The organism is Falsibacillus pallidus (genome assembly GCF_003350505.1).
GTDB classification, from domain to species: domain Bacteria; phylum Bacillota; class Bacilli; order Bacillales; family DSM-25281; genus Falsibacillus; species Falsibacillus pallidus.
In genome coordinates, this window is record NZ_QQAY01000001.1 from 347,929 (window position 1) to 367,225 (window position 19,297).

The 19,297-nt window shown below is 40.6% G+C and carries 18 protein-coding genes and 1 riboswitch; of the genes, 5 read left to right on the forward strand and 13 right to left on the reverse strand.

The window, feature by feature from the left end; genetic code table 11:
- Nucleotides 1–78: 78 nt before the first annotated feature.
- The 8 genes from DFR59_RS01730 to DFR59_RS01765 all read right to left on the reverse strand — a co-directional run bounded on the left by DFR59_RS01730 (nt 79) and on the right by DFR59_RS01765 (nt 11,176).
- The gene (locus DFR59_RS01730) at nt 79–1,230 is read right to left on the reverse strand and encodes an anti-sigma factor domain-containing protein (protein ID WP_114743903.1); all 1,152 of its coding nucleotides are present in this window, start codon (nt 1,228–1,230) and stop codon (nt 79–81) included.
- A complete protein-coding gene (gene sigI, locus DFR59_RS01735) occupies nt 1,227–1,973 on the reverse strand; it encodes an RNA polymerase sigma factor SigI (RefSeq protein ID WP_114743904.1) in 747 nt (248 codons plus the stop codon). Before sigI ends, DFR59_RS01730 begins: the two co-directional genes overlap by 4 nt.
- 156 nt (nt 1,974–2,129) lie before the next feature.
- Nucleotides 2,130–3,584 (reverse strand): DUF5667 domain-containing protein, encoded by a 1,455-nt coding sequence (locus DFR59_RS01740; protein WP_114743905.1) that lies wholly within the window; start codon nt 3,582–3,584, stop codon nt 2,130–2,132.
- A 177-nt stretch (nt 3,585–3,761) separates the two neighbouring features.
- A complete protein-coding gene (locus DFR59_RS01745) occupies nt 3,762–4,520 on the reverse strand; it encodes a TerC family protein (RefSeq protein ID WP_114743906.1) in 759 nt (252 codons plus the stop codon).
- A 32-nt stretch (nt 4,521–4,552) separates the two neighbouring features.
- A riboswitch (yybP-ykoY riboswitch) is annotated at nt 4,553–4,707 on the reverse strand.
- 56 nt (nt 4,708–4,763) lie between these two features.
- Nucleotides 4,764–5,228, reverse strand: coding sequence for a hypothetical protein (locus tag DFR59_RS01750; RefSeq protein ID WP_114743907.1), 465 nt, complete (start codon nt 5,226–5,228; stop codon nt 4,764–4,766).
- A 133-nt stretch (nt 5,229–5,361) separates the two neighbouring features.
- Nucleotides 5,362–6,900 carry an aldehyde dehydrogenase family protein gene (locus DFR59_RS01755; RefSeq protein WP_114743908.1) on the reverse strand — a complete coding sequence of 513 codons (1,539 nt, stop codon included), beginning with the start codon at nt 6,898–6,900 and terminating at the stop codon, nt 5,362–5,364.
- A gap of 15 nt (nt 6,901–6,915) precedes the next feature.
- Nucleotides 6,916–8,010: an SDR family oxidoreductase gene (locus DFR59_RS01760; protein ID WP_114743909.1), complete on the reverse strand. Its 1,095-nt coding sequence runs from the start codon at nt 8,008–8,010 to the stop codon at nt 6,916–6,918.
- Nucleotides 8,011–8,104: 94 nt separating this feature from the next.
- Nucleotides 8,105–11,176: an efflux RND transporter permease subunit gene (locus DFR59_RS01765; protein WP_114743910.1), complete on the reverse strand. Its 3,072-nt coding sequence runs from the start codon at nt 11,174–11,176 to the stop codon at nt 8,105–8,107.
- Between the two features lie 182 nt (nt 11,177–11,358).
- Between DFR59_RS01765 and DFR59_RS01770 the strand changes: the two genes are divergently transcribed.
- Entirely contained in the window at nt 11,359–12,228 is an 870-nt protein-coding gene (locus DFR59_RS01770) for a hypothetical protein (protein WP_114743911.1), read from the forward strand.
- 29 nt (nt 12,229–12,257) lie between these two features.
- On the opposite strand, the gene DFR59_RS01775 is transcribed toward DFR59_RS01770, so the two are convergent.
- The 4 genes from DFR59_RS01775 to DFR59_RS01790 form a co-directional block, all read right to left on the reverse strand.
- Complete coding sequence (locus DFR59_RS01775) at nt 12,258–13,838, reverse strand: peptide chain release factor 3 (protein ID WP_114743912.1); 1,581 nt, start codon at nt 13,836–13,838, stop codon at nt 12,258–12,260.
- A gap of 42 nt (nt 13,839–13,880) precedes the next feature.
- A complete protein-coding gene (locus DFR59_RS01780) occupies nt 13,881–14,120 on the reverse strand; it encodes a YueH family protein (RefSeq protein ID WP_114743913.1) in 240 nt (79 codons plus the stop codon).
- 124 nt (nt 14,121–14,244) lie between these two features.
- Nucleotides 14,245–14,637, reverse strand: coding sequence for a M67 family metallopeptidase (locus tag DFR59_RS01785; protein ID WP_114743914.1), 393 nt, complete (start codon nt 14,635–14,637; stop codon nt 14,245–14,247).
- A 19-nt stretch (nt 14,638–14,656) separates the two neighbouring features.
- Entirely contained in the window at nt 14,657–15,679 is a 1,023-nt protein-coding gene (locus DFR59_RS01790; RefSeq protein WP_114743915.1) for a coiled-coil domain-containing protein, read from the reverse strand.
- Nucleotides 15,680–15,916: 237 nt separating this feature from the next.
- Here DFR59_RS01790 and DFR59_RS01795 point away from each other — a divergent pair, with 237 nt between their 5' ends.
- The 3 genes from DFR59_RS01795 (at nt 15,917) to DFR59_RS01805 (ending at nt 17,569) form a co-directional block, all read left to right on the forward strand.
- Nucleotides 15,917–16,615 (forward strand): BMQ_0737 family morphogenetic spore coat protein, encoded by a 699-nt coding sequence (locus DFR59_RS01795; RefSeq protein ID WP_114743916.1) that lies wholly within the window; start codon nt 15,917–15,919, stop codon nt 16,613–16,615.
- A 79-nt stretch (nt 16,616–16,694) separates the two neighbouring features.
- On the forward strand, nt 16,695–17,234 hold the full coding sequence (locus DFR59_RS01800; RefSeq protein WP_114743917.1) for a hypothetical protein: 540 nt from the start codon (nt 16,695–16,697) through the stop codon (nt 17,232–17,234).
- A 17-nt stretch (nt 17,235–17,251) separates the two neighbouring features.
- Nucleotides 17,252–17,569 (forward strand): hypothetical protein, encoded by a 318-nt coding sequence (locus DFR59_RS01805; protein ID WP_114743918.1) that lies wholly within the window; start codon nt 17,252–17,254, stop codon nt 17,567–17,569.
- Between the two features lie 20 nt (nt 17,570–17,589).
- Here the strand turns inward: DFR59_RS01805 and DFR59_RS01810 are convergent, their stop codons facing one another.
- A complete protein-coding gene (locus DFR59_RS01810) occupies nt 17,590–18,063 on the reverse strand; it encodes a glutathione peroxidase (RefSeq protein ID WP_114743919.1) in 474 nt (157 codons plus the stop codon).
- 149 nt (nt 18,064–18,212) lie between these two features.
- Between DFR59_RS01810 and DFR59_RS01815 the strand changes: the two genes are divergently transcribed.
- A complete protein-coding gene (locus DFR59_RS01815) occupies nt 18,213–19,280 on the forward strand; it encodes an FUSC family protein (protein WP_158538285.1) in 1,068 nt (355 codons plus the stop codon).
- Nucleotides 19,281–19,297: the final 17 nt, after the last annotated feature.

Genomic DNA, 19,297 nt, shown 5'->3' on the forward strand with positions numbered 1-19,297 from the left:
GTGCTTCAATCGGTTTTATAATAAAAAATGAGAGCCGAAGAATTTTCTTCGGCTCTCATTCTAAATATGCATTATATTTCAATCTCTATGATTTTCTCTAGAGTTCCCTTTGCCTTGCCCGTGTTCATCATGACCTTCTGGATTCCAGTTATGCCCCTTCTTGCCCCAGCTGTTTCCGTGCCCTTCATCCTTGTTTGAATGACGGTTCCCATCGTTCTTTTCATGGTGGTTCCACTCATGTCCCTTGCCGAAGTCTCCATCATTTTTTGGCGGATACACATTTTTATTTTTCTCTGAACCATTCCCCGGATTGAAAGGATGATTACTAGTTGTAGATCCATTCTTTTTTTGCTGACCGGGATTATTTTGATTCTTGTTGTTCCGAGGAATGACGGCTTCTTTTCCATTGCCTTTTGATGAAGGTGCTTCCCCTTTATTTGCTGCTCCCTTATTTTGTTCAGAAGGACTTTTTTGCTGTTTTGGCTCAGCCTCTTTCTTTTTCGGTGGTACTTTTGTCTTTATTTTTTCAGGATTTTCTTTCTCTGTTAGAGCTTTTTCATTTTGCTCTTTTAAATATTTTCCTGTTGTTAGACCTTTTGCGGCTGCATCTTTTCTTTCTTGTGGCGTCCCTTTAATGGCAACCAAGTGGGCATCCAATGCTTTTGTTTCACTTTCGAGGGTTGTTATGGCATCGTTTAAGGACTTCGTAAAGCCATTAGTAGCTTTTTCACCAGGAACTGTCGCAATCACAATATTATGTTGCGGTTTTAAATATCCCTCTTTTTTGCTCTCTTCCATGATTTGAATAGCAGCTGCCTTGATGGATTGGTGCTTCTTCAAATCAATATTTTTCAAGATGCGTTTGCCATCGTTATTGTAGGCATGTGCTTCAATGACTTTCATACCTTTATTAATATTTAATTCAATGCTTGGATTTATATCAATTGATACGTACGCGTATACTTCTTCTTCATAAAAAAATGGCTGCAGCAGCAGGAATGCCAACATGATAACTGCAGCTGAAGCAGCAGCCATTCCGGATTTTGTCATCCATTTTGAGAATGCTGCATTGATCTTTTTCCTCTTAGACCCCTCATAAGAAAAAAAAGAAACTTCTTCTCCTATCTCATACGTACGCCTTTCTTTCTGCCCCTTCAGAAATTGGCCGTCCGCAGTGAGCATGATAAGGTAATCTTCTTTAATATCCATGATGATTCCCTTTTTATTCATAAGCCTAACCGCCCTTTTAAATAATCCTTTAAAAATATAAAATCCCCTGATAATATCAATACGACTGAAATGATATACTTCCGGTTTCTCTCTATTGTTTTCCGGCTGACATTTACATGCTCTTCTATTTTCTTTATAGGCAGCCTCTTTTTTTCAAAGAGGTAATTTTTAAATTCATCTGTCCCTGCAACGATCTGTGCAACCCCAATTGCATTGATGCGGGCATCTTCATGCTTTGGAGACTCATTCATCAATTCGTCCAGTGACAAGTCAAACTCCAATAGAGTCTGCTGGTAGCGAATTATCTCTTCTTTACGGAGCTCTTGCTCTTTTTTCTTTTTATATTCCTCAAACGATAGTGTTTCTTCAAGTGTCCCATTCGATTGGTCTTCTTCTTTTTCAAACGGGCTTACAGCCAAACTGATATCATTGTACTTCCCATTTTTACGGATATAATCGATTACTTTTCTCTTAATGATGACTTCTGAAAAGCTTAAAAGAGAGTTTCCTTTGTCTTGATTGAATTTCAGTATCGAATCATGGAACGCCATGAGTCCAATGCTGAATTCATCATCGCTTTCTGTGATGTATTTTTTGCATACAGAGGAAACCGTTTTTTTGACAAATGGCTTGTAGGACTGCAGAACTTCTGTAACTGCATCATCATTGCCATTTTGTATTTCCACGGCTAATTCTTCCAACGATTTTTTCTTTTTGCGAGCCATGAACAATAAACCCAGCATTTTCTCACCTCATCCTAGGCCATATTATACCACGATTTAAATTTCATCGTTTTTTAGGATGGAAAGAGGCAGCATTGACTGCCTCTTTTGATCGTTTATCGTTCATGATGAATCTGATCATCATAGTCTCATCCTTGATCAAAGTATTTATGGTTATTAATGATGTCCGCCGTGCTCTTCGTGTCCGTTATTTCCATGATTATGATTTCCGCCTTGGTGCCCTTTGTTTTCACCATCATGATTCTTAGTGAAATCTACATGGCGGTCTTGTTCATCTTCATATCTTTGCACATTTTCATGGGATTTTTCTGCGTTTGCTTTTTTCATCATTTCTCTTGCTTTTTCTTGCATTTCTTTCTTTTCTTGTTGTTCTTTTGCTTTTGCTGCTTTCCATTGTGCTTGCAGCTCATCTTTTTTCTCTTTCCAGGCTTTTGGCTGATGCTTTTGGATTGGAGCGGCTTTAGCAGCGTCGTCGTCTTTATTGTCTGATTCTTTTGTTTGTGTATCTGCATCCTGCGTATCTTGTTTGGAATCTGCTTCAGGAGCTTCTGTCTTCACAGCATCTTCCGTGCTTTGATCCCTTGACTCTTCAGTTGTTGGGGTTTCTGTAGGTATTGTTGGAGCAGTATCATCTGATTTTGCTTCTTCCTTTTCTTTCTTTTCGTGTTTCTTTTTATCTTTCTTTTCTTCCATCTTTGCAAGATGCTTTTCAATAGCATCTAATTTTTTTGCTAGTTTGGCATAGCTTTTTTCGATATTCTTTTCCAAAGCTGCTTTTGCTTTTGGATTTTTGACATGCTCCAAAGCTGCTTTTAGTGCCACGATGTTTTGTGTCATCATTTCTTGCAATTGGTCGATGACTTCTTGATCGCTCAATTGATCTTCATCTTTTTGCTCGTCCTGAACGGCTCCATCATCAGTAGTTGCCTCTTCGTCATCTTTTACTTCAGATGCTTGATCTTGATCGATGACTTCACCATTTTGGTCATTCACTTCTGTGGTTTCGTCTACAGCAGCATCATCTGATTTGTCTTCTGAAGCATTGCTGTCATCTTTGACCTCTCCGCTTTGCTCTTCAGAGGATTGCTCATCTGCAGTGACCGTGTCGTCCTTGTTTTCATCACTTTGTTCAACCGTTGATTCATCAGAGGATTTTTCCTGGTCATTATCCACTTTTTCCTGTGCTTCTTTCATGGAACTTAAAGCATCTTTAATGGTTTTGATTGCCAAGTCTTCTTTTCCTTCTGCAAAAAGAGCCTCAGCTTCTGCCAATCTTTCAGAAGCATATTGGGAAAGCAGTTTTGCTTCCTTTTCATCATTCATGGTAAATGCAAGTTTGATGTTTTCTAAAGCCAGTTTTGCAAAATAAAAGAAGTCTCCAGGCAATAGGGATGGCGCTTCTGTTTTGCTTTCGTCTACTTGTTTGATGGCGTCTTCAATTGCTTTTGAAGCATCTGTTCCGCTCATATTATCCGGCATGGAAACGCTGTCAGCCGGAATCGGATCTGTCGCTTTTGTTTCGGATGCGTGTGCAAATGTGTTAGTTAAAAAGAATGTACCTGCTACTAATAGTGCTAATGATGTTTTTGCTGCTTTTGATTTTTTTGTCATTTTTTTCACCTCTGCGAATTTTTATCCAGCGATCGCTTTCATTAAATTAGAATACGCAGCACCAATCAATTTTTAGGGGGGTTCTATCGAAAAGTATCGTATTTTCAATATTTTTAGTTATATTATCCTAAGTAAAACATGACAAAAGACCGCCCCTAAGGCGGTCTTTTGTTTAGGTTAAGCTGTCATTTTTGAGCTTTGCCGCTTGGAAATGAAGAAGCCTCCAATGGCCAAAGTTAATAGGATAATCCAAAATGTCAGTTTCCATCCTGTGCTTTCTGGGAAGTGATGGTGTAGCAGGCTTACGTTTGGATGAGAAACGGCAAGTACTGCAAGCTTCACACCTACCCACCCCACGATTAGGAATGCGGTGGTTTCTAGTGCAGGGTATTTTTCAAGGAGGCGTACAAACCAATTGGCTGCAAAACGGATGATGACCAATCCGATTATTCCTCCCAGAAACATAATGGTAAATTGCCCGCCATCAATTCCTCCGATTTCTCCCCACCCCGCGGGTCTAACAGTCACAGCAAGCGCCACGGCTGCAAGCATGGAATCAATAGCAAAAGCGATATCAGCAATTTCGACTTTTAATACTGTCATCCAAAAGGAGCTCTTTCTCTTCGGTTTATCCGAAAGAGTATCCTGCTCCTTTGACTTTCCTAGAATATGATGCAGGCATATGTACAATAGATATGCCGCACCAAGCGCCTGCACCTGCCAGATATCAGCCAGGAATGAAATCAGGAACAGCGCTGCAAACCTGAATACAAATGCCCCAAGCAGTCCATAAAACAATGCTTTCTTTTGCTCGTCTTTCGGAAGGTGCTTCACCATGACTGCCATAACGACAGCATTGTCTGCGGCGAGGATGCCCTCAAGTCCGATCAGGACGAGAAGAACCCACCCGTATTCCATTACCATTGATAACTCCATATTGATCCCTCCAATTAAGTATTTGACGAAATTCCTTAATTGACAGGATCCAAATAAAAAGAGACCTCTGCCATTAAGGCAAAGGTCTCGCTAAACCGTTCAAGGTCAATAAAGCCGATGGAATACTCCATGTAATGACGACTTTATTTGGGTGATTAACCCAACGCTACTCCCCTTCGACTTTCGTCTGTGAGTCATTCAATTAATATGATTATAAAAGATATAAATAAATATTTCAATCTTTCAATAAACTTTTTTTCGAACAATTAGTGAACGAATCAGGAACCCGATTCCAAGCCCGGGAAGCAGTGCAAGTATAGGGAGGAAAACAGGTCCTGGGAATAGGTTAAATAAGTAAACTCTTGGAGCATACATCAACCCCACTGTCACTAAATAAGCACCGAAAGCAAACGGAAGATAGGTAAACTGTTCTTTTTCTTTCAGTGATAGTTTATAGGCATCCCACATTGCAAACATATAAAGACATGGATAGAACATAAGCCACTGATAATCAACTATTTCAGCTGCTTGACCCGTTTCTCCCAAAAAACTGAGCATGATGGCTTTATTAAAATGACTCATCATATTAAATAAAATCTCAAGGGAAACGAATAGTATTCCTTTCACAAGTGATCCCGCAAGAAGCTGCGGAAAGCCCGGAAGTGCGATAGACCAAAGGATTGCCTCTAATTTATCAAGCTCTTTCATATATCAATCAGCCTTTATTCTTGGGATTTCGACAATGTTGCTGACAGCAGCAGTTACATTCCCTCATACCAAGTCTTCCCCATTCACTTGTTAATTATCATAAATTCTTCCACTAAATTCGCATGGAGGTTACTTACTTCTTTAAAAGCCTTGCGTATGCATCAACAAATTTTAAATAGTTCTTCCTTTTACCGAAGTAGCTTTTAAACAATTTAATAAACAATGGATATTTCCCTTCATATGGGAACCATTGAACTTCTGTCCTTCTTTTACCGGAATCCTCCAACACGGCTTTTTCGTGGCAGAATATCTGTATCCCCTGCTCTCCATGATATCTTCCAATTCCGCTTTCCTTCACCCCTCCAAAAGGTAGATGATGGTTCGCTACGGATGTGATGACATCATTGATGACAACGGCTCCGGATAATAATCTTCCTGCGGTCATTCTGGCTTTCTCCATATCGCCGGACCAAACGCTTGCATTCAATCCGTAGCGGGTAGAGTTGGCAAGTTCGATGACTTCATCCATTGTTTCAAATGCCATGATCGGGAGGACCGGCCCGAAACTTTCCTCTTTCATGATAGCCATGTCAGGAGAAACATTTGTGAGAATCATCAAAGGTAAAAATAAACTCTCGTCCCATTCCTCTGGATGGACCCCTGTCTCAAGGATGGCACCTGCACTAAGAGCTTCAGTAATCTGTTCCCTGAGAATTTCCTTTTGCGAATGAGAAGTCATCGATCCCAGGTCATCATCAACAGATGCTCCATGTTTGATTCGTTCCGTCTCTTTTTTTATCATCTGCAAAAATTCCTGATAAACAGACTGCTCTACATATAGCCTTTCGGTACTCATACAAACCTGTCCGCTGTTCGTAAAAGCCCCCCAGACAGCCCCTTTTGCCGCTCTTTCTAAATTCGCATCTTTAAAGACGATCATAGGATCCTTTCCACCAAGTTCCAGAGTTGAGGGAATGAGGTTTCTAGCTGCCGCCTCTCCGATTTTCTTTCCGGTATGGACGGATCCAGTGAAAAAAATGTAATCAGCTCCAGCTGAAGTCAAGGCTTCTCCTACTTCCCTTCCGCCTTGCACGACCTGAACGATATGCAATGGGAAGCCTTTTCCGCGAAAAAGTTCTGCCATTATTTCTCCCACGAGCGGCGTTACCTCCGACGGCTTCAGGATGACGGAATTCCCGCCTGCCAAGGCACTAAGAACAGGGACCATGGCTAAATTCAGCGGATAATTCCACGGAGATATGATCAGGACAGTTCCTCTCGGCATCCACTCCACATAGGATTTTTTTCCGATCAGCAGCAATGGGGTTTTTACTTTTTTTCTTTTCAATCCTCTCTCAGCATACTTCTCCATATGCATGATTGCATCGATGGTCGGCATGATATCTGCTGTAATAGCTTCAGTCAATACTTTCCCCGTGCTTTTTGAAATGACTTCCGCTATTTCCTCCATACGGTCCACCATTTCTAAACGCAGTCTTCTAAAGGATTCCATCCTATCCTTAATAGACTTTGAAGCCCAATCTCTTTGTGCCTCCCTGCTTTGAACATAGATATCTTTTATTTCTTCCACCCGGGTCATTTTGACTTCTGTCATTTTTTCTCCTGTGGCGGGGTTTATGGCCGCTAACGTATCAGCAGTAGAAATCTGCATCCTATTCCCTGCCTCTCATTGAATCTTAATATGATAATTTTGATTGTCTTTATTCTTTTTATAAAATTGCACCATGCTTGGCAGTCCATCTAAAAAGTCCGGGCACTTAATTCCTGTTCCTTCTAAATCCATTTTCGTTTGACTGCAGTCAAAATGCCCGTCCCATATGAAATAATCCAAAGCCTCTTTTTCTACACCAAGCATGCGTCTTAAAGTTGGCTTCGATAAGAAATAAGCAATGACGTCCTTAGAGATGGCGCCTAAAGGCTTCTTTCCTACGAGCTGATTCATCATTTCGGCATAAATCGTGCTGACTTTATAAGGGGAGGGATCTGTAATATGGTACGTTTTATTTTCACCAATTGGATGATGTCCAAGGTACATAACTGCCTTGATTACATAATCGACAGGAACCAGGTTCACTTCTGCATCACTCCCTTTTATCGCAGGCAGGAATGGCAGATATCTAAGCCGATGGAGCATATTCATGATAAAATAAGGTCCATCGAATTTGACGGTCTCTCCTGTCTTGGAATCCCCTTTCACAATCCCTGGACGGATGATGGTGACTGGTACTTCCCCTTTTAATTGTTCAACAAGGATTTCTGCTTCAAATTTAGTCTCTTCATAATAATTATGAAACCCTTTCGGCCTAATGAGTTCATCCTCTTTCAAGATGCCCGTTCGATCTCCGGCAACATATGCAGTGCTAAAGTATACGTATCTCTTAAGACGTGTGCAGTTCTTAACAAATTCGTTTACATTTTGCGTGCCTTCCACGTTAACTTTTTGGGCAATATCCCTTGGTACGGCTAAATCGTATATGGCTGCCAGATGCCATATATAATCTATCCGCTCAACGAGATGGTCCCAATCCGAATCTTCCACACCGATTTTATTCTTTGTAATATCCCCGGGAACCAGATTCAATTGATCCTTATGAATGGATGTCTTCTCTGTGATCCTTGCAATTTCAGATTCAGCTTTTTGTTTCATGGACGGTACGTATAGCAAATAAATGATTGCGTCTGGATTCTGTTCCAAAATGCCTTCAATTAATTTCCCGCTCAAAAAGCCTGGAAAACCTGTTATGAAATAATTCTCTCCCATCAGGCACACTTCCTTTTTCCTATTTACTTTCTATACCCATTATAGTATGAAATTTCAGAAAAAAAAGAAAAAGTTAGCTGTATTGCATATACAGCTAACTATGTTTGTGTATTTTTCTTGTTGCTGGATCGAAATAGCTATAAATGACCGGAATGACAAATAGTGTAAGGAATGTTGAACTGACCAAACCTCCTATTACCGTAATGGCCATAGGCTGATTGATTTCCGTCCCTTCTCCAATACCCATTGCTAATGGAATCAAGCCTAATATAGTGGTTAAAGCTGTCATGAGGATCGGCCTGGTCCGATCTTTCACTGATTGAATGATGGCTTCAAGACTGTGAATTCCTTCTGACTTTCTTTGATTTATATACTCGACCAGTACAATGGCATTATTCACCACTATCCCTGCCAGAATGATAATTCCAATAATGGAAGAGACACTGATCGGGGTTTGAGTGGCATAGAGGGCTGCGCCTATTCCAATGACCATCAATGGGACACTGAACATTATGACAAAGGGATACTTAAATGATTCAAATTGGGCGGCCATGACCATATAAACCAATATGATCGCAAGCCCAATCGCCATCAGCATGTCATCGATTGAATCATTCAATAATTCACGATCCCCGCCGAATGAGATTTCCGTATCATCCGGAAGATTCAGCTTGGAGATTTCATCATCCACTTTATTAGAAATGGAGCTTAAGTTTTCACCCTCTTTATATTTCAGGGTAAATTGGACTGCTTTCTGTCCATCGATTCTTTCTATCTTTACAGGCCCATTCCCGATTGAGAAATCAGCCAAATCCTTCAAGGCAATGAATTGACCATCCGGCTTGCGTATTTTCATCTCTTTTAAGTTCTCAAGGGTCCGGGTATCATTTGACTGAAACCGGACGAATACTCCTAGTACCTGATCCGAATCTTTCGAGAGAATTTGAGCTGCCTGGACACCTCTCGTTATTTCCGTGACGTTTTTTGCAATTTGGGCAGGTGCCATCCCTGCTTCCATTGCCTTTTCCCTGTTTATTTCTAATTGAACTTCCTTAACGATGTCCATTTGGTCTGTAGATAGTTCTGATACCCCATCGAGTCCCTTTAGACCTGTTGATATTTTTTGAACTGATTGTTCAAGTTCTCCTGCATCATGGTTTTGCACACTGAATGTCAATGTTTGAGGACTGCTTCCTGATGTGGTTTGAAGATTATATGTAAGCACTGCAGTTTCATCCACATTTGCGGCTGCCTTTTCAAGCTTCTTTTTATAGGAATCGACTAAATGGAAAATCGATTGGTCCCTCTCGGAGCTTGGTTTTAATTTAACATTGATTTCTGCTTCACTTGTATTGCCGGTCCCCCTGAACGTATCTTCTTGTGTAGATCCAATGAGGCTTGATACCACTTCAACATCTCTTTCTTTCATGAGCTCTTTTTCAATTGCAGAAACCACTTTTTGAGTACGATCCAGGGAGGCCCCGTTTTCCAGCTTTACCTTTAGAGTGAATGTCCCTTCATCGGTCGGCGGCAAAAATTCCATCCCAACTCTGCTGATCCCTAGAGAACCGATCACAAACAGAATGAGGGTTGCTGCTAATATGGTTTTTCGATGACTTAATGTCCATCGGATGGAACGATCGACCCTGGCCATCCATTTACTTCTGCTTCTTCTTGCATCCCCTTTTTCCCTTTGGGGCTTAAGCCATCTGCTGGCCATCATGGGAATGACAGTAAGGGCTACAATCAATGAAGCAAAAAGGCTGAAAGATATCGTCAAAGCAAATTGGGTGAAAAGCTGTCCGATTAATCCTGTGATGAAAACCACCGGCAAAAATACCGCAACAGTTGTCAATGTAGATGCCGTAATGGCGCCTCCCACCTCTCTTGCTCCATCAATCGCAGCCGTTTTCGGATCCTTTCCGAATGAAAGATGGCGATAGATATTCTCAATCACCACAATCGCATTATCCACGAGCATCCCAATACCTAGGGCCAATGCTCCAAGCGTCATGATATTCAATGTGAAATGTGAAAAATACATCAATACAAATGTCACTATGACTGAATAAGGAATAGCGATCCCTATAATGAGTGGACTTCGTATATTCCTTAAGAAGACAAATAGCACCAGCATAGAAAAAATACCACCGACAAGAAGGGAATTGGTGATGCTCCCTATGGCTTGTTGAATGTAATCTCCCTGGTCAAAAAGGATATCTGCTTTGATTCCTTTAAAATCGTTTTTCTTCAATTGTTGAGTTAAGTTTTCTTGAAACCTTTTCGATACTTCAGCGGTGTTGGCATCTGATTCCTGCAGGACGCTGAGAAGGATAGACGGAGATTGATTGGTCCGTGTAATCATTTTTTCTTTTGGTTCAGCGATTCGGACATCCGCCACATCCGCTATTTTAACTTTTTCTCCTGTCAATGGGCTGATGGTCAAAACCAGTCCCTTGATTTCCTCTTGATCATGAAGGGAACTGATCACCCTTGTCGTCAGTTCTTTCCCTTGAGCCTCCACCGTATCTCCCGGCATGGAGATATTATTGGATCGAATAACATTCACAATATCAGACTGACTAAGTTTGTATTGCTGCAGTTTATCCTGATCAATGACCACATTGATCTGCTCAATGAGCTGCCCTGATAGACTTACATTTGCCACCCCATCCATACGGGAAAGTTCTTCTTTCAGTTTTTCCGCTAAGCGCTTTAATTTTTTCCCATCCTTCTCTCCGCTTAAAGACAATTGGATGATAGGGAATTGCGAAGGGTCAAATTTCAAAAAAGATGGTTGATTGGCTTCATCCGGCAGCGGTATACCATTAATTCTTTGGAGGATTTCATTCTCAACCTTATCTATGGAAGTGCTCCATGAAAATTCCAATATAATCAGATTCGTTCCTTCTTGTGAAGTGGATTGGACTTTCTTGATGCCCGGGAGAGTGGATAGACTTTGCTCCAGTGGCTTTGAAACCTTTTCCACCACTTCTTTAGGGCTTGCACCGGGATAAGTCGTCACCACAACACCGACAGGAGGATTGATATCCGGAATAAGCTTTAATGGAATTTTCAACAGGGATACTGTACCCAGTAAAAGGATTAAAATTATGGTTACGGTAGTAAATACAGGTCTTTTTATTGAAAAATCGCTTATTTTCAAAGTTCCATCCCTTTTCTAATGTTGTGATTAAAAACTTTTCGATTCCTTGGCGTTTGGAAAAATATTCTCATTCACTATAATGCATTGCACTTTATCATTCAACTTATGGATGTGCCATTTTCTTATAAATTTGGATGATTAGGCAATGCTATGATTAATCATTTCTTTCAGAGGAGCTGCACATGCAAAACTGGCTATGGTTCTTGTTGCTGACAATCTTGAGTCTTAGTTTATTCTTTTATAATTACCATAAAATTAAGAGCCCCCGTGTCCTCCTTTTTTGGCTGTTCATTTCTGGATTAAGCTATTTATTGGAACTCATTATTTTTGTTGTATTCGACAGCTACTCTTATCACCCTCATGTTTTTGCAGATTCCTTTAATGACAGTGTATTAGGGGCGATCACTTCTCAGGCATTTTCCGTTCCTATTGCTCTGACATTCATTTCGAGCAGTGATTTTAAACTAAGATGGAAAGCGGTCTTTGTTGCTGCTTTTTTTCTCATCGAGCAATTTTTCCTCTATTTAGGGGTTTATCAGCATTTTTGGTGGCGTACGTGGTATACAGCCATCATCTTAACGATCGCCATCCCATTAGGGCGGATGTGGTATATATCCCTTGAAAAGGCTAAGAGCCCCAGGGTTTACTTCATCACCTTGTTTTTTGTGATATACGCCATCCTTGCTTCTCTGGTCTGGGTGTTGTCCTCCATATTGAATTTATTGACTATGCATCCCGGTTGGTTTGAAGAGGCATCACGGGACAATGTGCTGGGCTTCAGCATTTATTTATGGATTGCAGCGGCATTCTATACTTGTGTCATTTTTTATCAATATGGAAATATCGTCCTGATAGTCGCAGCAGCCTTGTTCCTGTTCTTTATGGAACAGGCAATGGCTTCAACGGGGCTTCTAATCTTCCATCCACATTGGCTGATATACTTAACCCCTTTCGTTCATGTCATTAATATGCGTCTCATGGGGGATATCTATAAAAAACACTTCCCCTCATTCGCTTTTTGGCATTTCAAAAATTCTTCTATATATAAATAAAAGAGAGGCTGCAGCCTCTCTTTTATTTATTATTCAGTTGTTTCCATCGGATTGATGAGTTTAACATCAGGATTCTTATCCTGGAACCATCTGAGTGCAAAATCATTTTCAAATAGGAATAATTTCCTGTCAAAACGATCTTTGACCAACAGACTCCTTGAACTTGAAAGGGATTCATTGATTTGCTCGTCTTCAATCCATCGAGCAACCTTTGACCCCATAGATTCCATATTGACTTCTGCATTATATTCATTTTTCAGCCTGTGCTCAAAAACTTCAAATTGCAAATGGCCGACAGCCCCTAGGATATAATCTTCTGTATGGAGTGTTTTATATAATTGGATGGCCCCTTCTTGTACCAGCTGGTGGATCCCCTTATGGAACTGCTTTTGTTTCATGACGTTTTTCGCCGTAACCTTAACGAACAATTCAGGTGTAAATTGAGGCAGTTTTTCAAACTGAATCGGTTTCTTTCCTGATGTGATTGTATCGCCGATCTGATAGATTCCTGAATCATAAAGCCCGAGAATATCCCCACTCACTGCTTCATTGACCGTACTCCGGTCATCAGCAAGGAATTGAGTTGACTGGGACAGCTTCATCGATTTTCCTGTTCTTGATAAAGTCACATTCATACCACGCTCAAACTGTCCGGAACAGATTCTTACAAAAGCAATCCTGTCACGGTGAGCAGGATTCATATTGGCCTGTATCTTGAAGACAAATCCTGAGAAGTCCTCGGCATCCGGTTGAATTTCACCTTCATTGGACATCCTTGGCTGCGGTGATGGAGCGAATTTTAAGTACGTCTCCAAAAATGTCTGTACGCCAAAGTTAGTCAAGGCACTCCCAAAAAATACTGGCGTCAACGCCCCATTGGCAATCTTTTCTTCAGAGAAATCATTCCCGGCTTCATTCAATAGAAGTACTTCCTCTAATGCCTGCTCATAGATGGAGGATTGCTTCATGGAATTCTCCACTGCCAATTCCCCGTCTTCATTAAGTGGAAGGAAACGCTGATCTTCATCTGTCCTGAATTGTTCGATGCGGTTATAGAAGCGGTCATAGATGCCGAGGAATTCTTTCCCCATTCCGATCGGCCAGTTCATTGGATAGGATTCGATTCCCAATACTTCCTCTAGTTCTGAGAGGAGTTCAAGCGGCATTTTCCCCTGTCTATCCATTTTATTGATGAAAGTGAAAATCGGGATTCCGCGCATCCGGCAGACTTTAAATAATTTGATGGTCTGATCCTCTATACCCTTAGCGGAATCGATGATCATGACAGCAGAATCCACCGCCATCAGTGTGCGATACGTATCTTCACTGAAGTCCTGATGTCCAGGGGTATCAAGGATGTTCACTCGATACCCATCGTATTCAAATTGCATGACAGAGGAAGTGACCGAGATGCCCCTTTGCTTTTCAATTTCCATCCAGTCGGAAGTTGCAAATTTTCCGGTTTTCTTCCCTTTAACGGTACCTGCTGCCCTGATGGCGCCTCCGAATAATAGGAGCTGCTCTGTAAGTGTTGTTTTCCCGGCATCCGGGTGGGAGATAATAGCGAATGTCTTTCTTGAGTCTACTTCTTCTTTAAAGTTTTTTTTCATTGATGTATTCCTTTCTAATCCATATGGAATCTTTAGTGGAGCCTACATTTCACGCGTCCAATTATATATTCTTAATGAAAGTGATTCAGCTTCAGCTCCGTCCAATTTGGATGTCAATCCTTTTTGCATCTTTTTCAAAAGCTCAGCCTTTTCTTCTTCATATGTAAAAAACACGGACCATTCGAGATCAGGAATGGCTGTCATGAAGGATTCTTCCTTTTTATTTTCATATATATATACTTTTGATTCGCGATCTTCAATGTTTGTCTTTCTTATCTTCATCTTATTTACTCCTTTTCAAACACAGAATACGGAAGTTCCATACCCGTTTTCCATCATACCAAATCTCGTATGGATTTGGACAGTCATCAAACAAAAAAGCTTCTTACCAATCAGCAGGAAGCTTTTAATCCATGATAATATAGGGTATTTCAAAATAACGGCTTCCGGCAATCTGAAAAATCTTCAGCTGCGGTTTATCTTTTAATGAAAGAATCGCCATTTTCACACTCTGATCAGGATGAAAATGGATGTCTGCCTGTGATGGGACTGGATTCGAAGTAGGATGGCTGTGATATATTGCAATTAAATCATGGCCGATTTCATTTAAACGAAAGAAAGCCGCCTGCACATTTTCTTCTTTCACAAAGAATTGTCTGTTGGATCCTGCTTCATTTTTCAATGGGATGACGGATAAAATATCACCTCCATTCCCACCCAATAATCCGCATGACTCTCTTGGCAAATCTTTTTCAGCATACCTCACAAGGTGATTGAATAGTTCAATGGACATTTTCATGATGGATTATTCAGCCGTTTCAAGGTTTCTTCTTCCAAAATAATGGAAAGAAGGACATGGAGCTTTCTTGTTCTTTCGGAGAAGTATCAGTTTGTTTCGTGCTCTCCCCAGCGGGTTTTCCCTTTACCTCTGGAGGTGATTGATTTTCATTGGGGGCGGAAATCGGAATCTGCTTTTCTTCAATCTGCTCTTTTTTCTCAACGGATGTTTCAGCGGTGCTTGTTTTTTTTACTGATTTTTCAAGTTTTTTTTTTAGCATATTTGGATGCGGCTGTTTATTATTCATCACAGTGTTTTTAGCCCCACTAAATTTATTTGGGTTATTTTGTTTTGGGGCATAAATACTTTCTGCTCTTTGAATATCCCTGAATGAGAATGAATTAGATCGTGGCGCCGGCGTTGGATATGGCTGTGGATACTGTACTGGCTGCTGGTTCATCTGTGGATATCCATAATTTGATGAAGGCATCTGAGCAGAAGGGGAATAGGATGGCTGGTATGTTTGAAGGGCGGATCTTTCAACGTACTCTGCTTTTACCGGCTGTTGGTTTGATGGGGCTTCTTCTTTTTTCTCCATAATATTGGATAACTGCTTCTGAATATCTGCCAACACGGCATTATTTTTTTCCATCAGTTGTTGGAAGGCTTCTTTTTCCGGCTGCACATTTTCTTGTTTCTGCTCTTCAAACGTATTGGCAATCCCCTGGATTTTACCGGTCATTACAGAAAGCTGTTTCTGAATTTGATTCACCATTCCCTTTAATTCATTCACTTCAACTGATACGGCTTCCACTTCCTTCTCAAGACGAAGATTCTTGAGATTGAGTTCATAATAAAGCTTTTCATTATCAGTACTCATTTTCTTCATTTCCTCCTCCTTTTGTTTAAGTTTCATCAAAAGGTTTTGATGCGACTCTTTAAGCAACAGATAGTCTTCCGTCAAATCATTTTCCTGAAAATCCTTAATGATTTTTTTATATTTTTTTTGTTCATTCAATAATTTGGCATAGGCATCTTTTGTCAGCTGATCTTCCCAGTCCAAATCCGCCCCCCCTAAAACTTAGGACTCCATCATTATATGTTGGTACACAGACAAGTGTGAGCGACATACTATATGACAAATGAAATCCTCCCGTCGTGGATTTCTTTTGATCCCTCATGGAAACAATGGGACAAATGCTTGTTTTCTACTAAAATACACGTTTATCCCAGTACGCATTTACCCTTAGTCTCATACCTTGTAACTGTAAATAAAAACTTTTAAAAGGTGGTAAAAAATATGCAAGCACAGCCATTGCGCGGAGCTCAAGAGCTTTTGTGTATCAATGCAGAAAAAGTTTATGATTGGGTCATTCTTCAATCCAGCGATTCTACAACAATCACACCAGGTGCATCAGGATTAACAGGCATTGGTCTTCCAGCAGGATTCAATCCTTGTGCCAGCGGAATTGAAGATCTTTCAGTAGCATGCATCCTTACAGATGCTTCTGGAAACCCTGTACCTCTTTCTTCTCCAGATGCCGTGACTTTCGAAGAAATCGGCACACGCACTTCTCAACAATTTGTAGTTGATGGAGCGCTAGTAACACTTCAGGATGTTTCTTGGATCAAATCTGTATATGTCGTATTGGAATTCACTGGTGTATCCGGTGTCACTCCATTCATCATCACAAGCGATCCAATCCTTTTCGAAATTCCTGAATCAGCATTCCTTTGTGCACCAGATGGAACAGACCTATTAATCAGATTGACTGACTTCAGCTGCCGCACTCGTGTGAACTGTACTGGAACTACGTTGACTGGCCTTGATATCTTCATCAACGTATGTCAATCTGTACAGACATTTGCCAACGTGACAATCGAGCTTGAAGCAGAGTTCTGCCAGCCGCGAGATATCATCAACGAGCAATGTCCAAACCCAGTCATCCCGCCACAATGTCCAGTTATCTTCCCTGCAAACGGGCCGGTAATGGGTTAATAATTGCCGATATATGGCATACACTTGAAGAGAGGGTTTCCCTCTCTTCTTCTCATTTTATAAAGAATGTGGTGATGTCATGAATGAAAAGTTAATCGAGGAAAAATTTGAGGAGCTGAGGAAGCAGACAAATCATTACATACAGTCAATCAAAAATGAATATAAAAAACCAGAAAAAGTCCCCCATTTTTCATTTGTCAGCTACTTCAGCCATTCTTTATCAATAGCCGATCAAAAGGATGAAAATCATGTTTTAATCGGCAACTACACAGTCAAGAATACCGGCACCCTCCCCATCAACTCACCTGTCATTTTTCTCAGGATTCAATCAGAAGCAGAGTATTCCTTTTTTGGAAAGTTCAAGCAGGGGAGTAAATCTCCAAATATCGTCATCCCCTGGGAAAGAATCGAGGTGGAAGGCTCAAATCCATTCAACGAATATTGGCTAAAGCCTACAAGGGAGACAATTATCGGGGTAAATGAACAGGTTGTCTTTCAGAATTTCCAGATCAAATGGAGCGCTTCCCAAGCTTCCCAGCTCATTTTAGAAGGATTTACGTATTGCAGTGAACTGAAAGAAGGGCTGCCTTCCTTAAATACGATTTCCATCAGAACTTAATAGGAGAGGTGAGGAAATTGGATGAAAATATGGAAAAACTGATTGAACAGGCAGTGAAAAAATATGTGCAGAATTTCTTTCAAAATGAAGGAGACGGAAAAACAAACTTATATGAAGGCCAATCTGTTATCCATATCGATAATGGAAATTTGCCGATCGTATTATTATATTTGTTTTTGAACAGCCAAAAAACCAGCGCTCCATCCCCTTCATACGGTACCCCTTCGCATCTTTCAGGCATCGCAAATTCCCTCGATCAATTTTCACTGGAGCAAAAACAACAGTTTGAAGATCTTCTCAGCGAATTAAGACAGAAAGAAAAGGATGGCTCCTGAATAAAGGAAGCCATCCTTTTTTATAATAATCTTTTTATGTCATTTTCGATTTTTTCCGGCTTTGTCTGAGGTGCATATCTGTCGATCACTTGTCCATCACGATCGATAAGGAATTTTGTGAAATTCCACTTCACTTCTGACCCAATAATGCCTTTTTTCTCCTTTGTGAGGAACTTAAATAATGGGTGTGCATCTTCGCCTTTTACGTCGGTTTTCGAGAACATCGGGAATGTCACTCCGTAGTTCACTTTACAAAATTGCATGATTTCCTCATTATTATCAAATTCCTGATTCATAAACTGGTCGGAAGGAAATCCTAAAATCTCAAGTCCATCTTTATGGTACTTTTCATACAGCTGCTGCAGCCCGTCAAACTGCGGGGTAAATCCACATTTGCTCGCCGTATTGACGATGAGCAGAACTTTTCCTTTATAGTTTTCAAGTGAAACCGTTTCTCCATTAGGTTTTACCGCTGAATAGGTGTATAGTTCCAAGATAATTCCCTCCTGTTTCAATTATTTCCTTTCATTTTACACGACCGCAAATAATTATAGAAATCTTAATACTTTTCCATGTGTCATTGTTTAGGGATCTCATTACGTTATAATTGAATTGTAATCTAATTGAAAAGCAGGTAATACATTTGAGGTATTTTGAACAACTAAAAAAATGGAGAATAATCGGAGGAAGAACATTAAAGACGGGGATTGCTGTTTTCCTAACTTCCTTTTTATGCCATCTGCTTCATTGGCCATCCGTCTTTGCGGTTGTGACCGCCATCGTGACGATTGAACCAACTGCTTCCGATTCAATCAGAAAAGGCATGGTCAGATTTCCCGCATCAGCCATTGGGGCGGCATTTGCAATGATTCTTACTTCATTTTTTGGTGATGAACCACTTACTTATGCATTTGCAGCCATTTTGACCATTTCTTTTTGCCACCGATTTAAATTGTATGATGGAATGGTGGTTGCCACATTGACGGCTGTCGCCATGATTCCTTCTACACACGATCACTTTTTAATCAACTTTTTTGTACGTTTAGGCACCACGACCATCGGATTGGCAGTGTCTACATTGGTCAATCTGTTTATTTGGCCGCCTGACTATTCCACCACCATAAGGGAGAAGGTCAAGAATTTACACAATCACGCCGCTCAATTATTGGAGGCTAGAATATCAGAGCTTCTTCAATTTCAAAAATCGAATAGAAAAACGAAACAACAGTTCAGGGATTTTGTCACCTTGATGAACCATGCAGATAAATTGTGCGAGTTTCAAAGAGAAGAATGGAAATTCCACCGAAATTCTAAACAAAGACTTCGGCAGCTTCATTATTTCCAAAAGAAGCTGCAGCTGATTAGGCAGTTTGCATATCATTTAGGAAATATGATGTATGTTTCCCCCTCTCCCTTATCGTGGAACGAGGAGGAAAAGAAGAAAATCTTGGAGGCATCCCGTCTTTTGGCATTTTTAATAAGGGATCCTAGCATTGACCATCGTAAGGAGCTCGCGTTGCTCAAGGAGGAACTCCCACCTTCTCCAATGTGGACTCCAGGGGTTTCTGAAAATAATAAAGCCTTTATGAGCGAAGAATCCATTATCTTATACGAACTATTATCCCTATTCGACATCATTGATGAGCAGCGCCAGATTTATCAATTTGAAATTCGCAGGATGAAAATTGCAAAAAAAATGTTCTTAAAATAACACCAAACCCCCTGTAT

What these genes read in the sequence shown, in the direction of transcription:
- DFR59_RS01775 (WP_114743912.1), bottom strand. Translation starts at nt 13,838, where the DNA reads ATGAAAAAAAACTTTAAAGAAGAAGTAGACTCAAGAAAGACATTCGCT.
- DFR59_RS01780 (WP_114743913.1), bottom strand. Translation starts at nt 14,120, where the DNA reads ATGAAGATAAGAAAGACAAACATTGAAGATCGCGAATCAAAAGTATAT.
- DFR59_RS01795 (WP_114743916.1), top strand. Translation starts at nt 15,917, where the DNA reads ATGCAAGCACAGCCATTGCGCGGAGCTCAAGAGCTTTTGTGTATCAAT.
- DFR59_RS01740 (WP_114743905.1), bottom strand. Translation starts at nt 3,584, where the DNA reads ATGACAAAAAAATCAAAAGCAGCAAAAACATCATTAGCACTATTAGTA.
- DFR59_RS01730 (WP_114743903.1), bottom strand. Translation starts at nt 1,230, where the DNA reads ATGAATAAAAAGGGAATCATCATGGATATTAAAGAAGATTACCTTATC.
- DFR59_RS01800 (WP_114743917.1), top strand. Translation starts at nt 16,695, where the DNA reads ATGAATGAAAAGTTAATCGAGGAAAAATTTGAGGAGCTGAGGAAGCAG.
- DFR59_RS01745 (WP_114743906.1), bottom strand. Translation starts at nt 4,520, where the DNA reads ATGGAGTTATCAATGGTAATGGAATACGGGTGGGTTCTTCTCGTCCTG.
- DFR59_RS01755 (WP_114743908.1), bottom strand. Translation starts at nt 6,900, where the DNA reads ATGCAGATTTCTACTGCTGATACGTTAGCGGCCATAAACCCCGCCACA.
- DFR59_RS01785 (WP_114743914.1), bottom strand. Translation starts at nt 14,637, where the DNA reads ATGAAAATGTCCATTGAACTATTCAATCACCTTGTGAGGTATGCTGAA.
- DFR59_RS01750 (WP_114743907.1), bottom strand. Translation starts at nt 5,228, where the DNA reads ATGAAAGAGCTTGATAAATTAGAGGCAATCCTTTGGTCTATCGCACTT.
- sigI (WP_114743904.1), bottom strand. Translation starts at nt 1,973, where the DNA reads ATGCTGGGTTTATTGTTCATGGCTCGCAAAAAGAAAAAATCGTTGGAA.
- DFR59_RS01760 (WP_114743909.1), bottom strand. Translation starts at nt 8,010, where the DNA reads ATGGGAGAGAATTATTTCATAACAGGTTTTCCAGGCTTTTTGAGCGGG.
- DFR59_RS01770 (WP_114743911.1), top strand. Translation starts at nt 11,359, where the DNA reads ATGCAAAACTGGCTATGGTTCTTGTTGCTGACAATCTTGAGTCTTAGT.